Origin of the sequence: Streptomyces sp. NPDC004327 (assembly GCF_042873935.1) — a bacterium.
Lineage (GTDB): Bacteria > Actinomycetota > Actinomycetes > Streptomycetales > Streptomycetaceae > Streptomyces.
Map to the genome: position 1 here is coordinate 176,160 of NZ_JBIAME010000012.1, position 15,610 is coordinate 191,769.

The following is a 15,610-nucleotide window of genomic DNA, read 5'->3' on the forward strand; positions in this document are numbered from 1 at the left end:
GGAAAACCGGCAGGACGGTCGCTTTCCGATAACGACCGGGGCGGCTGTCGGTCCTCCCTCGTAGGGTTCCTGTGGGGCCATACCTGGGGGAGGAGGCGCAGTCATGCGCAGTGGTGCCAAGGTCGCGATCGTCGGCGGAGTGTTCGCCGTGGTCGCGAGCGGGGTGGGTTACGGGGGGTACAACCTCTGGAACGGGATCACCGGCGGCTCGGGTTCGGGCACGAACTCGGCGTCCGGGTCCGAGGGGAGGAGGACGGGGCCGGTCACGCCCGAGGAGGTCACGGCGACCTCGAAGGACTTCCTGGCCGCCTGGGCGACGGGCGAGTCGCAGACGGCGGCCCGGCTGACGAACGACCCGGTCGCCGCCGGACCGGTCCTGCTCGGCTTCCGCGAGGACGCGAAGGTCTCCGCGGCGACGATCACGCCGGGCCCGGCGAGCGGGGCGACGGTGCCGTTCACGGTGAAGGCGACGGTGACCACCACCGGCATCTCCAGGTCCTGGACGTACACCTCGCGGTTGACGGTGGTGCGCGGGCAGACCACGGGCCGGCCGCTGGTCGACTGGAAGCCGGGCGTGCTGCACCCCAAGCTGACGACGCCGACGGCGAGGATCCGCACCGGCGGGGCGAAGACGGGCGAGATCAGGGCCGTCGACTACAAGGGGCGGGAGCTGACGGCGGAGAAGTACCCGTCGCTCGGCCCGGTCCTGGACCAGCTGCGCCAGCGGTACGGGTCCACGTTCGGCGGCAAGCCGGGCATCGAGGTGTACATCGACTCCGGCTCGCAGAGCGTGCCCGACACGACGCTGCTGACCCTCGCCAAGGGCGAACCGGGCCGGCTGGAGACGACGATCGACGCCGATGTGCAGGCGGCGGCCGAGAAGGCCGTGAAGCGGTACGGCACGGCGTCGGTGGTGGCGGTCAAGCCGTCGACGGGCGCGGTGCGGGCGATCGCGAACAACCCGGCGACGGGCTTCAACACGGCCTTCCAGGGCAAGACCATGCCCGGCTCGACGATGAAGATCGTGACGGCGGCGCTGCTCCTGGAGAAGGGCCTGGTGCAGGCGGACCGGGTGACGGAGTGTCCGCCCACGGCGATGTACAACGGGCGGACGATCAGGAACCTCGACGGCTTCTCCCTGGACGGCGCGACGTTCGGCAAGAGCTTCGCCAAGTCCTGCAACACCGCCTTCATCAAGAAGATCGACGACGTGGAGAAGACCGAGGGCGACGACTTCGGGCTGGCCCGGGAGGCGAAGGAGGTCTTCGGCATCGGCCTGGACTGGAAGACCGGCATCTCGTCGGAGGACGGCTCGGTCCCCGAGGCGAGCGGCGGCGCGGCCGCGGAGCAGTACATAGGCCAGGGCACCGTCACGATGAACCCGCTGAACATCGCCTCGATCACGGCGACGGCGAAGGACGGCACCTTCCGCCAGCCGTACCTGGTCGCCAGGAACGTGGACGACCGCGAGTTCGCCGTGGCCGAGCGGAGGCTGCCGTCCTCGGTGGCGCGCCAGCTGCGGGACATGATGCGGCTCACGGCGACCGCGCCGTACGGCACCGCGACCGGGGTGATGTCCTCGGTCTCCGGGGACAAGGGCGCGAAGACCGGCTCGGCGGAGGTCGACGGCCAGGGCGTCTCGGACTCCTGGTTCACGGGCTTCGCGGACGACCTCGCGGCGGCGGCCTTCGTGCAGGGCGGCGGGCACGGCGGCACGGCGGCCGGCCCGGTGGTGGCGCAGGTGCTGAACGCGCGCTGACGGCGCCGTAACCGGGTCGCCTGCCTCCTCGACGTACCGATAGCGTGCGGGCCCATGACGATGTCGCACGCAGATGCCCATCCGCAGTTCGCCGAGGCCCTGAGGGAGTTGGGCCTCGACGTCGAGGTGCGGCGCTTCCCGGACGAGACCCGCACCGCGCAGCAGGCCGCCGAGGCGATCGGCTGCGCGGTGTCGGAGATCGTGAAGTCGCTGGTGTTCGCGGCCGACGGGGAGCCGCTGCTGGTCCTGATGGACGGCTCGTCGCGGGTGGACGTGGAGGCGGTACGGGCGGAGCTGGGCGTGGCGGCGGTGACCCGCGCCGACGCCAAGGTGGTCCGGGAGACGACCGGGTACGCGATCGGCGGCGTCCCGCCGTTCGGGCACCGCACCCGCACCCGGGTGCTCGCCGACCGCGGGCTGCTCGACCACGAGGTGGTGTGGGCGGCGGCGGGCAATCCGCACAGCGTGTTCGCGCTCGACCCGCGGTCGCTGATCGCCCACGCGGGCGGCCGGCTCGTGGACGTCCGCGAGCGCACGGCGTGACGCCGCTGGTCGCCGTGGCGGTGCTGATCGCCGCGGTGACGCACGCCGCCTGGAACGCGATCGCCGCGCGCGTCACGGACCAGCTGCTGTCCTTCACGCTGATATCGGGCGGCGGCGCGCTGATCGGCGGCGTCGCGGCCTGCTTCACTCCCGTGCCGGCGGCGGGCGCCTGGCCGTATCTGCTCGCCTCGGCGGTGCTGCACATCGCCTACTACGTGCTGCTCATGAAGTCGTTCGCGCTCGGCGACTTCGGGCAGATGTACCCGATCGCGCGCGGCACGGCGCCGCTCGTCGTCACCCTGCTCGCCGCCGTCTTCGTCGGCGAGATCCCGGACGCCGCCCAGCTCGCCGGCGTCGCGGTCGCCTGCGCGGGCCTCACCGGCCTCGCCCTGTGGGGCATCCGCGGCAAGGGCACCCGCCCCCACTGGCCGGCCCTGCTCGCCGCCGGCGCCACCGGCCTGTCCATCGCCTCCTACACGGTCGTCGACGGCCTCGGCGTCCGCGCCTCCGGCACCCCGCTCGGCTACATCGCCTGGCTGATGCTCTGCGAGGGCCTCGCGATCCCCGCGTACGCCCTGTTCACCCGCGGCCGCACGGCCCTGCTGACGGACCTGCGCCCGCACGCCGCCGTCGGCCTCCTCGCCGCCGCCATGTCCGTCTCCGCCTACGCCCTCGTCCTGTGGGCCCAGACCAAGGCTCCGCTCGCCCCGATCGCCGCCCTGCGCGAGTCCTCGATCATCGTCGGCGCCGCCATCGGCGCGCTGCTGTTCAAGGAACGCTTCGGCGGCCCCAGGGTGGCGGCGGCGGGTCTGATGGTGCTGGGCATCGGGCTGATGCTGTACGCGAGTTGAGCCCGGCCAACCGGAGGGCGCCCTACCTATCGACAAATCGACCGTAACCGCGCACCTCACCCTCTATCGTCCTGCTCGAAAAGATCGATCGCGCACACCTACGAGGGAGATCACATGATCAGGTCGCGCACCATCGGCACCGCCCTGGCCACCGCCGTGCTCGCCGCCGGCACGCTCGTCGTCGGCGCCGGATCCGCGTCCGCGCACTACGTGGAGCCGGAGCCGGCGTTCCACCTCAAGAACGCGTACGGCGGCAAGTGCGTCGCCGTGCAGGGCTTCGAGAGCGGGACGAAGCCGTTCGGATGGGACTGTCTGGACTTCGCGGACCAGAACTGGATCTTCGACGAGACGGACGCGCCGACGCCCGGCGTGTACCGGCTGAAGAACGCGAACAGCGGCAAGTGCCTCGTGGTCCAGGGCTCCGACAACGGGGCCGTCCCGTTCCAGTACGACTGCTGGGGCTTCGCGGACCAGTACTGGCAGAAGGTCCTCACGCCCGACCCGGACCGCTTCAAGCTGAAGAACCTCAACAGCGGCAAGTGCCTGGCGATGCAGGGCACCGAGGCCGGGCGGATCCCGTTCCAGTACGACTGCGAGGACTACCTCGACCAGGAGTGGTACATCCGCTGACGCCCGGGCGGGAGCGTCACAGAGCCGCCCGGACCGCGCGCACCAGGGCCTGGGCGCGCGGGTCGGCGGTGACCGTCTTGCGCATGCCGTTGGTGACGTAGCCGAAGGCGACGCCGGTGTCCGGGTCGGCGAAGCCGAGGGAGCCGCCGCGGCCGGGGTGGCCGAAGGAGCTCGGGCCGAGGAGCGGCGAAGCCGGGCCGTGGAGCATGTGGCCGAGGCCGAAGCGGGTGCCCACGACGAGGACCCGGTCGGGGCCGGCGGACTCCTCGGTGCGGGCCAGGGTGAGCGTGGCCGGGGCGAACAGGCGCGGGCCGCCGTCGACCGGGCCGAGCGTGGAGGCGTAGAAGCGGGCCAGGGCGCGGGCGGTGGCGACACCGGCCGAGCCGGGGAGTTCGGCGGCCCGGTACACCGGGTCGTTCTCGTCGGGCCTCGGCTCGATGACCCCGAAGGCGCGCCGGGTCAGCGACGCCGGGTCCCGGTAGGCCGCCGTCACCGAGGGCTTCGGGCGCAGCTTCAGCATCGGGCTGTCGGCCGGCTCGATCTCGTCCACGGGGCCCAGGCGGCCGACCCGGTGGGCCTCCTCCTCGGGCAGCCCGATCCACAGGTCGAGGCCCAGCGGGCGGGCGATCTCCTCGGCGACCCAGCGGCCTATGGTGCGGCCGGTGACCCGGTGGACCAGGCCGGAGAGCAGCCAGCTGAAGGTGTGGGCGTGGTAGCCGTGCGCGGTGCCGGGCTCCCAGACGGGCGCCTGCGCGGCTATCGCGCGCATCGCGGTGTCCAGGTCGACGGCCTCGGCGAGGGTCAGCGGCCGGTCCAGGACCGGCACGCCCGCGCGGTGCGCGAGCAGCTGCCGTACGGTCACCCGGTCCTTGCCGGCCGCCTTGAACTCCGGCCAGTACGTGCCGACCGGCGCGTCCAGGTCGAGCTGGCCGCGCTGGTGGAGCAGCAGCGGCACGGCGGCGGAGACGCCCTTGGTGGCCGAGCGGACGACCTGCGCGGTGTCCAGCGCCCACGGCGCCTCGCCGTCGACGTCACGGGTGCCCGCCCACAGGTCGACGACCTTCGCGCCGTCCCGGTAGACCGCGACCGCCGCGCCCTTCTCGCCGCGCTGCTCGAAGTTGCGCAGGAACGCGTCCCTGACCGGTTCGAAACCCGCCGCCACCGTGCCCCGGACGTCCACCTGATCCACGCTTCCTCTCGTACGAACGACCCCCATGGTGCAACGCGGCCGCGCGCGAGGGGATTCCGGGGTCCGCCGGAGCCGTCCGGCCCGTCAGGCGACGGAGCTCGGCACGAAGCCGTAGGGCAGTTCGAGCCGGTGCCGCGCCATCAGTTCCTCGTCCGACAGGATCTCCGCGGTCCGCCCGTCGGCCGCGATCACGCCCTCGCTGAGGATCACCGCACGCGGGCACAGCTCCAGGGCGTACGGCAGGTCGTGGGTGACCATGAGGACGGTGACGTCCAGGGAGCGCAGGATGTCGGCGAGCTCGCGGCGCGAGGCCGGGTCCAGGTTGGAGGACGGCTCGTCGAGGACGAGGATCTCGGGCTCCATGGCCAGCACGGTCGCCACGGCCACCCGGCGCCGCTGCCCGAAGGACAGGTGGTGCGGGGGCCGGTCCGCGAAGTCCTCCATGCCGACCCGGGCCAGGGCCCGCCGTACGACCGCTTCGAGCTCCGCGCCGCGCACACCGGCCGCCGCCGGGCCGAAGGCCACGTCCTCGCGGACGGTCGGCATGAACAGCTGGTCGTCGGGGTCCTGGAAGACGATGCCGACCCGGCGCCGGATCTCGGCCAGGTGCTTCTTCTCCACCGGCAGCCCGGCGACCGTCACCCCGCCGGCGCCGCCGGTCAGGATGCCGTTGAGGTGCAGGACCAGGGTGGTCTTGCCGGCGCCGTTGGGGCCGAGCAGGGCGACCCGCTCGCCGCGCCCGACGGTCAGGTTCACGCCGAAGAGGGCCTGGTGGCCGTCCGGGTAGGCGTACGCGAGGCCGCGCACGTCGAGCGAGGGAGCCGGCGAGGGGGCAGTGGTCATAGCGTCCATCCGAGGAGGCAGATCAGGAGGGCGGTGAGCGGCAGCACGGCGGCCTGGCGCCACTGGGCGGTGGTGGCGGTGACCTCGTCGATGACCGGCATCGAGCCGGCGTAACCGCGGCTGACCATGGCCAGGTGGACGCGCTCCCCGCGCTCGTACGAGCGGATGAAGAGCGCGCCGGCGGACTTCGCGAGGACGCCCCAGTGCCGCACGCCCCGCGCCTCGAAGCCGCGCGAGCGGCGGGCGATGGACATCCGCCGCATCTCGTCGCTGATCACGTCGCCGTAGCGGATCATGAAGGAGGCGATCTGGACGAGCAGCGGGGGCAGCCTGAGCCGCTGGAGGCCGAGGAGCAGGGCGCGCAGCTCGGTGGTGGCGGCGAGCAGGACCGAGGCGGCGACGCCGAGGGTGCCCTTGGCGAGGACGTTCCACGCGCCCCACAGGCCGGGGACGCTCAGCGACACACCGAGGACGGTCGTCTGCTCGCCGGGCACCACGAAGGGCATGAGCGCGGCGAAGGCGACGAACGGGATCTCGATGAGCAGCCGCTTCAGCAGGAAGCCGGCCGGGACGCGGGCGCGCGCGGCGACGGCGCCGAGCAGCACCGCGTAGAGCGCGAAGGCCCAGATCGCCTCGCGGGGCGTGGCGACGACCACGACGACGAAGCCGAAGACGGCGGCGAGCTTGGTGTGCGGGGGCAGCGCGTGGACCGGCGACCGCCCCTGCCGGTAGAGCTTGTGCGCGTGGCCCGCACCCATGTCAGCCCGCTTCCGTGGCGGTGGGCGCGGGCGCGGCCGCACGGCGGCGGACGACCCAGAAGGCTCCGGTGCCGACGGCGAGCGTCGCGCCGACGCCGATCACGCCGGCCAGGCCGCCGGAGAGACGCGCGTCGGAGACGTCCTTGACGCCGTAGCCGGCGAGCGGGGAGTCGGCGGCGGCGTGCGGCTTGGCCTGGCCGGCGATGCCCTGGTCGACGGCGACCTTCTCCAGGCCGTCGGGGCTGGCGGAGGCGTAGAAGGAGACCAGGCCGGCGAGGACCAGCGCGGTGACGACGCCGCCGATCCACAGCTTCTTCGGAGAGCGGGCGGCGACCGGCCGGGCGGCCGGGGCCGCGTCGACGAGTTCGCCGTCGACGCGGAGCTTCAGCGGGGCGGTGAGGCCGCGGGCGCCGTGCACGAGGTCGGGGCGGACGGCGATGACCGCGCCGACGGTCAGCATGGTGATGACGGCCTCGCCGATGCCGATGAGGACGTGCACGCCGACCATCGCGGTGAGGACCTTGCCGAGCGGCACGTCGGTGGTGCCGCCGAGCGCGTAGATGGCGGTGAAGGCGACGGCCGCGGCCGGTACGGAGACGAGCGCGGCGACGAAGGAGGCGACGGTCACCGAGCGGCGGGTGCGCGGCAGCACGAGGACCAGGCCGCGGAAGAGCGCGTAGGCGACGACGACGGTGACGATGGCCATGTCGGTGACGTTCACGCCGAGCGCGGTGAGGCCGCCGTCCGCGAACAGCACGCCCTGCATGAGCAGGACGACGGCGACGCACAGGACGCCGGTGTACGGCCCGACGAGGATCGCCGCCAGCGCGCCGCCGAGCAGATGTCCGCTGGTGCCGGCCGCGACGGGGAAGTTGAGCATCTGCACGGCGAAGATGAAGGCGGCGACGAGGCCGGCCAGCGGGGCGGTGCGCTCGTCGAGTTCCCTGCGGGCTCCGCGCAGGCTGACGGCGACGGCGCCGGCGGCGACGACACCGGCGGCGGCCGATACGGGGGCGTTGATGAATCCGTCAGGTACATGCACGTCCCGAATGATAGAGCGCACCTGCGAATGGTTTGCAAGAGCGCCCAGCGGTCAGGAGTGCGGTACCCACCCCGGGCGCCCGCCCGGGATAAGTGGGACATTAGGGACTGATAAGGCGAATGAGTGTGAGGAGTCGTCCGATGCCCCACGCCGCTGGTGACCGAGAAGTCGAGGACCACGTCAAAGGCCGGATCATCAGCGACGCCCCGCTCTCGCGGCCCGTCCCGGTGGCCCTCCGCTACGACCCCGCCGCCGAACCACCCACCGTGCGCTTCGTCTTCCCCGGCAGCGTCGAGTGGTCCTTCCCGCGCGCCCTCCTGGAGACCGGGCTGCGCGCGCCCGCCCGGCGCGGTGACGTCGGGGTGTGGCCGTGCGGGCGGGTGCAGACGGTGGTCGAGTTCCACACGGACGACGGGGTCGCGGTGGTGCAGTTCGACACGGCCGTGCTGCTGCGCTTCCTGAGGCACACGTACGCCGCCCGCGCGCCTCTCAAGGCACGCTGACGGCGTACGCGTCGCGTCGGCTCCCCGTCCCCACAGGTTCCGGCGCGGTCCGGGGCGCACCGCCCGCTCAAGCGGCGGCCCCGGGGATTTCGGGAGGTCGGGGGCCCGGTGTGACGGGCCCCCGGCCCGGGCTCACGCCTTGACCAGCTCCTTCTCGGCCGGTCCCGCGGGGTCGGCCGGGCCGGCGGCCGCGGGCGCGTCGGCGGCCGCCAGGCCCTCGCCCTCCACGTCCACGTTGGGCAGCACGCGGCCGAGCCACTTCGGCAGCCACCAGGCCTTGTGGCCGAGGAGCGCGAGCACGGCCGGCACGATCGCCATGCGGACCACGAAGGCGTCGAAGAGGACGGCGACGGCGAGGCCGAAGCCGATCATCTTCACCATCTGCTCGCTGGAGCCGATGAAGCCGGAGAAGACCGCGATCATGATCACCGCGGCGGCGGTGACGACCCGGGCGCCGTGCTGGAAGCCGGTCACGATCGCCTGGCCCGGCCGGGCGCCGTGGACGTACGCCTCGCGCATCCGGGTGACCAGGAAGACCTCGTAGTCCATCGCCAGGCCGAAGACGACGCCCACCATGAAGATCGGCATCATCGACATGATCGGGCCGGTCTGCTCGACCCCGAACACGCTGCCCAGCCAGCCCCACTGGAAGACCGCGACGACCGCGCCGAGGGCGGCGACCACGGAGAGCAGGAAGCCGAGGGCCGCCTTCAGCGGGACCAGGACCGAGCGGAACACCACCATGAGGAGCAGGAAGGCGAGGCCGACGACGAGCGCCAGATAGGGCAGCAGGGCGTCGTTCATCTTCTGCGAGAAGTCGATGTTCATCGCGGTCTGGCCGGTGACCAGGACGTTGTCGCCGGTCGCGCCGCGGATGTCGTGGACCAGCTGCTCGGTGGCGGCGGACGACGGGCGGTCCTTCGGGATGACCGTGATCATCGCGGTGTCGCCGGCCTTGTTCGGGGTCGGCGGGGTGACGGCCGCGACGCCGTCCAGGTGTTTGATGGCCGACACCGCCTGGTCGGCGGCGCCCTTCGAGCCGTCGACGACCACGAGCAGCGGGCCGTTGAAGCCGGGGCCGAAGCCCTCGGAGAGCAGGTCGTAGGCGCGGCGCTCGCTGGTGGAGGTGGGCTTCACGCCGTCGTCCGGCAGACCCATCTCCAGGGACGCTGCCGGCACGGCGATGGCGCCGAGGCCGAGGACGCCGACGAGCATGACGATCAGCGGGCGGCGGATGACGAAGCGGGCCCAGCGGGTGCCGGCGTTCGCCTTGCCGTTCTTCTCGGCACCGGCCTGCCGCGGGGCGGCCTTCTCCGCGGCCGTCTTCTCCGCTGCGGCCGCGGCGGCCTTGCGCTGCTTGCGGCCGACGATCTTGTCACCGGCGAAGCCGAGCAGCGCCGGGATGAGGGTGAGCGCGATCAGGACGGCGATCACGACCGTGCCGGCCGCGGCGAAGCCCATCTTCGTGAGCATCGGGATGTTGACGACGGCCAGGCCCACCAGGGCGATGACCACGGTCAGACCGGCGAACACCACGGCGGAGCCCGCGGTACCGACCGCGCGCCCGGCGGCCTCCTCCTTCGCACGGCCCTCGGCAAGCTCCGCACGGTAGCGGGAGACGATGAAGAGGGCGTAGTCGATGCCGACCGCGAGGCCGATCATCATCGCGAGGGTCGAGGTGGTAGAGCCGAGGTCCAGCACGTTGGCGAGCGCGGTGATCGTGGAGACGCCGATGCCGACGCCGATGATCGCCGTGAGCAGCGGCAGTCCGGCCGCGACCAGCGAGCCGAAGGTGATGACGAGCACGATGCCGGCGATGACCACGCCGACGACCTCGCCCGCGCCGGTCTCCGGGATGCTCTGCAGCGCGTCGCCGCCGATCTCGACGGTGAGCCCGTGGTCCCGCGCCTGGGCGCCGGACTCCTTGAGCGCGTCACGGGTCGCGTCGCTCAGCTCCATCCCGCTGACCTTGTACGACACCGAGACATAGGCGACGCGGCCGTCACGGGAGATCGCCTGCGCCGCGTACGGGTCGGTGACCTGCGCGATCTGGTCCGAGCCGGCCTTGAGGTCGGCGACGGTCTTCTCGACCTCGGCCTTGTTGGCGGGGTCCTTCATCGTCTGGCCGGCCGGGGCCTGGAAGACCACGCGGGCGGTGGCGCCCTGGGCGTTGCCGCCCGGGAAGCGCTGCTCCAGCAGGTCGAAGGCGCGCTGGGCCTCGGTGCCGGGGATCGAGAAGGAGCTGGACGTCGCGGTGGACGCGGTGGCGGCGCCGACGCCGGCGAGGGCGAGGAGCGCCACCCAGATCAGGGCGACGAGCCGGCCGCGCCGGAAGGCGGCGCGGCCGAGCTTGTAGAGGAACGTGGCCACGGGGGCTACTCCCAAGAGTGGGTGGGACAGGGCATGGGGAGCCGGCCCGACGGCGTGAGCGGTGCGACGTCAGGTGGTGCGGGTGGTGCGGAAGGGGTCCTGCGCGGGGTGGTCTTGCGCGGGGGTCCCGCGGAGGGGTCAGGCGCCGAGTGAGGGGAGCACGACGGCGTCGACGTAGGCACGGAGGAACGCGGAGTCCACCGGCTGCTCATCGATCAGCGGGCGGGCGATGAACGCTCCGATCATCATGTGCGGCACGAGTTTCAGGGCCGGGTTGTCGGCACTGATCTCGCCCCGCCGGACGGCCCGGTCGAGCACCTCGTCGAGGCTGGCCATCTCGGGCTCGATGAGGTGCTCGCGCAGCGCCTCGAGCAGGTCGGGGTTGGTGTGAACGGCATGGGCCAGGCCCCGCATCAGCGCGGAGTCCCGCTCCATCTGGCAGTCGTCGGCCCGCTCCAGGTCCGCCAGCAGGTCGCCGCGCAGGCTGCCCGTGTCGATCCGCGTGAGCGTGACCGGCTTGTTGTGGCGCAGGGCCTTGGCGACGAGCTCGGGCTTGCTCCCCCACTGGCGGTAGAGGGTGGCCTTGCTGGACCGGGTGCGGGCGGCGACGGCGTCCATGGTGAGGGCGTCGTAGCCGACCTCGCGCAGCAGGTCGAGCACGGCTTCGTACAGCTCGGCCGCCCGTTCGGGGGTGAGCCTGCTGCGTGCCATGTCCGGCCTCCGATCCCTGCGCGCGAACGAAACGGTTTCGTACACCACGACGATACCCGGGGACCTAACGAAACGAAACCGTTTCGTACGTGTCCTCGCCCACACGGCGGGCCACTGCCGGGCGTCAGCCCTGGACACACGTACGAGTTGCCGCACCCCCTTTACGCGGAAAGCATGAGGAGGTGACGGACGACCTCGCGTATCTCCGCTTCCCGCACCTCCACGGCGAACTGCTGTGCTTCGCGGCCGAGGACGACCTCTGGGTCTCCCCCCTCGTCCCCGAGGGCCACCGGCCCGGCCGGGCCTGGCGGATCACCGCCGACCGGACCCGGGTCGGCCACCCGCGCTTCTCGCCGGACGGGCACCACATCGCCTACACGAGCTGGCGCAGCCTCGACCCGGAGATCCACCTCGCGCCGGTCGACGGCGGCCCCTCCCGGCGGCTCACCTACTGGGGCTCCACCGACACCCGGGTCTGCGGCTGGTCACCGCCCAACGAGGACGGCACCTCGGACATCCTCGCCGTCTCCTCCCACGGCCAGCCCTTCTCGTACTTCTCCTGGGCGTACACCGTCCCCACCGACGGCACCCCCGGCGGCCGGATGCCCTGGGGCCCGGTCACCGACATCGCCGTCGCCGACCTGGACGACCAGCGCCGCACCCTCCTCCTCACCGGCACCCCGCCGCACGAGCCGGCCTCCTGGAAGCGCTACCGGGGCGGCGCCATGGGCCGGCTGTGGCTGCACGGCGAGCAGCTGGTCCCCGACATCGGCGGCCACCTCTCCGCGCCCATGATCGTCACCGCCCCCGCCGCCGAGGGCGGCCACGCGGGCGCCACGCGCGTCGCCTTCCTCTCCGACCACGAGGGCGTCGGCAACCTCTACTCCTGCCTCCCGGACGGCACGGATCTGCGCCGCCACACCGACCACGACGACTTCTACGCCCGCAACGCCTCCAGCGACGGCCACCGCGTCGTCTACCAGTGCGCCGGCGAGCTGTGGATCGTCGACGACCTGACCGCCGGCTCCCGGCCCCGGCGCCTCGACGTCCGGCTCGGCGGCCCCCGCACCGGCCGCCGCCCGTACCAGGTGCCCGCCGCCCACCACGTCGACGCCCTCTCCGTCGACGAGACCGGCCGCGCCTCCGCCGTCACCGTGCGCGGCAGCCTCTACTGGCTGACCCACCGCGACGGCCCCGCCCGCACCATCGCCGACACCCCCGGCGTCCGGGTCAGGCTGCCCGAGATGCTGGGCAGCGGCGGCCAGGTCGCCTACGTCACCGACGCCGACGGCGAGGACGCCATCGAGGTCGCCTACCTGCCCCGGGCCAGCGGCGACCGCGCCCCCCGCCGCCTCGCCTCCGGCCGGCTCGGCCGGGTCGAGGAGCTGGTCTCCGACCCCGACGGCGAACGCCTCGCCATCGCCTCCAACGACGGCCGCCTGCTCCTCATCGACACCACGGAGGAGCCTGACGAGGCGGCGCTCGGCGAGGCACCGGGCGCGCCCGGGGAGCCCGGTGACTCCCTGGCCCCCGCCGCCGAAGACGCCGGCCCGGAGCACCCAGGCGGGACGGACGGCCCGACGGGAGCCGGCTCGACGGAAGCCGGCTCGACGGAGGCCGGCTCGGCAGGAAGCACCTCCGCGGCAGACGCTGCCGCAGAGGACACCCCCGCGACCGACGGCCCGGCAACCGACGCCTCCGTCACCTCCTCCGACGCCTCCTCCACCGCCGACTCCACCGACCCCTCCTCCACCGACCCCTCCTCCACCGACGCCTCCTCCACCGACCCCTCCTCCGCCGACTCCACCTCCACCGACCCCTCCTCCGCCGACTCCACCTCCGGCGTCGTCACCGAACTGATCCGCTCCGTCAACGGCCCCGTCCGTGACCTCGCGTTCTCCCCCGACGGCTGCTGGCTCACCTGGTCCCACCCCGGCATCGGCCGCTCGCTGCGCTCCATCAAGATGGCCCGCATCGCCGGCCCGGGCGCCGGCCTCATCGTGGACGTCACCAACGGGCGCTTCGAGGACGAGAACCCGGTCTTCACCCGCGACGGCCGCTATCTCGCCTTCCTCTCCTGGCGGGGCTTCGACCCGGTGTACGACGTGCACACCGGCGACCTGTCCTTCCCGCTGGGCTGCCGCCCCTATCTCGTGCCGCTCTCCTCGGCCACCCCCTCTCCCTTCGCGCTGCTGCCCGACGGACGGCCCGCCGCAGGCGGCATGGACCCCGCCGACGAGGAGGCGGGCGCCGGGGACGGCACGGTGACCGTCGAGATCGAGGGCCTGCCCGACCGGGTCACGCCCTTCCCCGTGACCGCCTCCAAGTACTCCGCGCTCCAGCCGGTCGCCGGCGGCGGACTGGTGTGGCTGCGCTGGCCGATCTCCGGCGCCCTCGGCGAGACCTTCGCCAACCCCTCCGATCCCTCCCCCCGTCCCACGCTGGAGCACTACAGCATCATCAAGGCCCGCAAGACCGAACTCGTCGATCACCTCGACTCGTTCGCGGTCAGCGGCGACGGCAGCCGGCTGGTCGTGAACGACGAGGGCGACCTGCGGGCGGTCCCGGCCAACGAACCCGGCGACGGCGACTCCACCGTCTACCTCGACCTGCGGCGGATCGTGCACGAGGTCGACCCGGCCGCCGAGTGGCGGCAGGCCTTCGACGAGGCCGGGCGGATCGTCCGCGCCTACTTCTGGGAGCCGGACATGGGCGGCGTCGACTGGCCGGCCGTGCTCGACCAGTACCGGCCGCTCGTCGAACGGGTCGCCTCCCCCGACGAGTTCGCCGACCTGCTGCGCGAGGTCATGGGCGAGCTGGGCACCTCCCACGCGTACGTCAGCCCGGCCCGGCGCAACGAGGGACCGCCGCACTACCAGCGCGCCCAGGGCCTGCTCGGCGCCAACCTCGTGCACCGCGAGGGCGGTTGGATGGTCAAGCGGATCCTGCCCGGCGACTCCTCCGACTCCAAGGCCCGCTCGCCGCTCGCGGGCACCGGCATCCGCGAGGGCGCCGTCCTCACCCATGTCGACGGCCGTCCCGTCGACCCCGTCACCGGCCCCTATCCCCTCCTCTCCGGCACCGGCGGCACCACCGTCGAACTCACCTTCACCCCGGCCGAGGGCGAGGGCCGCGCCCGCCGCGTCGCCGTCGTCCCCCTCGTCGACGAACGCCCGCTGCGCTACCAGGACTGGGTGGCCAAGCGGCGCGCGGTGGTCCGGGAGGTCAGCGGCGGGCGCTGCGGCTACCTCCACATCCCGGACATGGGCGGCTCCGGCTGGGCCCAGTTCAACCGCGACCTGCGGATGGAGGTCTCCCGGCCGGCCCTCATCGTGGACGTCCGCGGCAACGCCGGCGGCCACATCAGCGAGCTGGTGATAGAGAAACTGACCCGCAAGATCCTGGGCTGGGACCTCACCCGCAACGCCCAGCCCGTCTCGTACACCTCCAACGCCCCGCGCGGCCCGATCGTCGCCCTCGCCGACGAGGCCACCTCCTCCGACGGCGACATGATCACCGCCGCCTTCAAACTGCTGCGGCTCGGCCCGGTCGTCGGCCAGCGCACCTGGGGTGGAGTCGTCGGCATGACGGGCCGCCACCGGCTCGGCGACGGCACCCAGATCACGGTCCCGATGAACGCGGCCTGGTTCCCCGAGTACGGCTGGTCCATCGAGAACCACGGCGTGGCACCGGACCTCGCGATCCTGCGCACCCCGCTCGACTGGGCCGAGGGCCGGCACGCCCAGCTGGACGACGCCGTGCACATCGCCGTCGCCCTCCTGGACGAGAACCCGCCCGCGAGCCCGCCCGGCTACGAGGCCGTGCCGGACCGCTCCCGGCCCAAGCTCCCGCCCAGATCCAGCTCGTAGGCGGTGCCCGGCTCCCCGTCGCCGAGCACGACCCCGCCGACCGCGCCGAACCCGACCCGGGCGAGCACCGCCCGGGAGGCGGCGTTGTCGAGGGTGGTGGCGGCGGTGAGCCGGTGCAGCCCGTACTCCTCGCGGGCCCGGGCGCACAGCTCGCGTATCGCCCCGGTCGCCACCCCGCGTCCGGTCGCCTTCTCGGCGACCCGGTAGCCCAGTTCGGCGCTTCCGTCGGCCACGTCGACCAGGTTGAACCGCCCGACTATCTCCCCGTCGCCCGCGACCAGCACGTGGAAGAGGATGGCGCCGGTCTCCTGCTCCGCCAGCAGGGCCCGGTGCCGCGCGTCGAACTCGTCGAAATACGCGTCCCCGCGGTCGGGCACGGACGCGGCGAAGAAGGCCCGGTTCTCCCGCTCGAAGACGAGCAGGGCGGGCGCGTGGTCGGGTCGCAGTCGCTCAAGTACGAACTCAGTCACGGACATGGGGATCACGGTACGTAACTCCGCGATTCCGTGCAGGAAGTTATCCACAGGCAGGCCAAACGCGAA

The 15,610-nt window shown here is 73.1% G+C and carries 13 protein-coding genes; 6 read left to right on the forward strand and 7 right to left on the reverse strand.

The features are described from left to right. The first annotated feature begins 103 nt into the window (after nucleotides 1-103). From ACFYU9_RS34150 to ACFYU9_RS34165, 4 genes are all read left to right on the forward strand, one after another. The gene (locus tag ACFYU9_RS34150) at nucleotides 104-1,759 is read left to right on the forward strand and encodes a penicillin-binding transpeptidase domain-containing protein (RefSeq protein WP_389347425.1); all 1,656 of its coding nucleotides are present in this window, start codon (nucleotides 104-106) and stop codon (nucleotides 1,757-1,759) included. A 54-nt stretch (nucleotides 1,760-1,813) separates the two neighbouring features. Continuing rightward, a complete protein-coding gene (locus tag ACFYU9_RS34155) occupies nucleotides 1,814-2,302 on the forward strand; it encodes a YbaK/EbsC family protein (RefSeq protein WP_389347427.1) in 489 nt (162 codons plus the stop codon). Then, complete coding sequence (locus ACFYU9_RS34160; protein WP_389215589.1) at nucleotides 2,299-3,153, forward strand: EamA family transporter; 855 nt, start codon at nucleotides 2,299-2,301, stop codon at nucleotides 3,151-3,153. The genes ACFYU9_RS34155 and ACFYU9_RS34160 overlap by 4 nt, the downstream gene beginning before the upstream one ends. 114 nt (nucleotides 3,154-3,267) lie before the next feature. Then, complete coding sequence (locus ACFYU9_RS34165; protein WP_389215586.1) at nucleotides 3,268-3,783, forward strand: RICIN domain-containing protein; 516 nt, start codon at nucleotides 3,268-3,270, stop codon at nucleotides 3,781-3,783. 16 nt (nucleotides 3,784-3,799) lie between these two features. On the opposite strand, the gene ACFYU9_RS34170 is transcribed toward ACFYU9_RS34165, so the two are convergent. From ACFYU9_RS34170 to ACFYU9_RS34185, 4 genes are all read right to left on the reverse strand, one after another. Beyond that, the gene (locus ACFYU9_RS34170; protein WP_389216055.1) at nucleotides 3,800-4,963 is read right to left on the reverse strand and encodes a serine hydrolase domain-containing protein; all 1,164 of its coding nucleotides are present in this window, start codon (nucleotides 4,961-4,963) and stop codon (nucleotides 3,800-3,802) included. 93 nt (nucleotides 4,964-5,056) lie between these two features. Beyond that, nucleotides 5,057-5,824, reverse strand: coding sequence for an energy-coupling factor ABC transporter ATP-binding protein (locus ACFYU9_RS34175; protein ID WP_389215583.1), 768 nt, complete (start codon nucleotides 5,822-5,824; stop codon nucleotides 5,057-5,059). Beyond that, nucleotides 5,812-6,573 (reverse strand): cobalt ECF transporter T component CbiQ, encoded by a 762-nt coding sequence (gene cbiQ / locus ACFYU9_RS34180; RefSeq protein ID WP_389215580.1) that lies wholly within the window; start codon nucleotides 6,571-6,573, stop codon nucleotides 5,812-5,814. Before cbiQ ends, ACFYU9_RS34175 begins: the two co-directional genes overlap by 13 nt. Nucleotide 6,574: 1 nt before the next feature. Further along, nucleotides 6,575-7,615 carry an energy-coupling factor ABC transporter permease gene (locus tag ACFYU9_RS34185; protein ID WP_389347429.1) on the reverse strand — a complete coding sequence of 347 codons (1,041 nt, stop codon included), beginning with the start codon at nucleotides 7,613-7,615 and terminating at the stop codon, nucleotides 6,575-6,577. A 140-nt stretch (nucleotides 7,616-7,755) separates the two neighbouring features. On the opposite strand from ACFYU9_RS34185, the gene ACFYU9_RS34190 reads away from it, so the two are divergent. After that, nucleotides 7,756-8,118, forward strand: coding sequence for an SsgA family sporulation/cell division regulator (locus ACFYU9_RS34190; protein ID WP_389215574.1), 363 nt, complete (start codon nucleotides 7,756-7,758; stop codon nucleotides 8,116-8,118). A gap of 132 nt (nucleotides 8,119-8,250) precedes the next feature. Here ACFYU9_RS34190 and ACFYU9_RS34195 read toward each other — a convergent pair whose 3' ends face one another. Next, nucleotides 8,251-10,488, reverse strand: coding sequence for an MMPL family transporter (locus ACFYU9_RS34195; RefSeq protein WP_389347431.1), 2,238 nt, complete (start codon nucleotides 10,486-10,488; stop codon nucleotides 8,251-8,253). Nucleotides 10,489-10,626: 138 nt separating this feature from the next. Further along, complete coding sequence (locus ACFYU9_RS34200; RefSeq protein WP_389215568.1) at nucleotides 10,627-11,199, reverse strand: TetR/AcrR family transcriptional regulator; 573 nt, start codon at nucleotides 11,197-11,199, stop codon at nucleotides 10,627-10,629. 182 nt (nucleotides 11,200-11,381) lie between these two features. Between ACFYU9_RS34200 and ACFYU9_RS34205 the strand changes: the two genes are divergently transcribed. Then, nucleotides 11,382-15,068: a S41 family peptidase gene (locus ACFYU9_RS34205; protein WP_389347434.1), complete on the forward strand. Its 3,687-nt coding sequence runs from the start codon at nucleotides 11,382-11,384 to the stop codon at nucleotides 15,066-15,068. Here the strand turns inward: ACFYU9_RS34205 and ACFYU9_RS34210 are convergent. Then, on the reverse strand, nucleotides 15,011-15,544 hold the full coding sequence (locus tag ACFYU9_RS34210; RefSeq protein ID WP_389215562.1) for a GNAT family N-acetyltransferase: 534 nt from the start codon (nucleotides 15,542-15,544) through the stop codon (nucleotides 15,011-15,013). The genes ACFYU9_RS34205 and ACFYU9_RS34210 overlap by 58 nt on opposite strands. Between the last annotated feature and the right edge of the window lie 66 nt (nucleotides 15,545-15,610).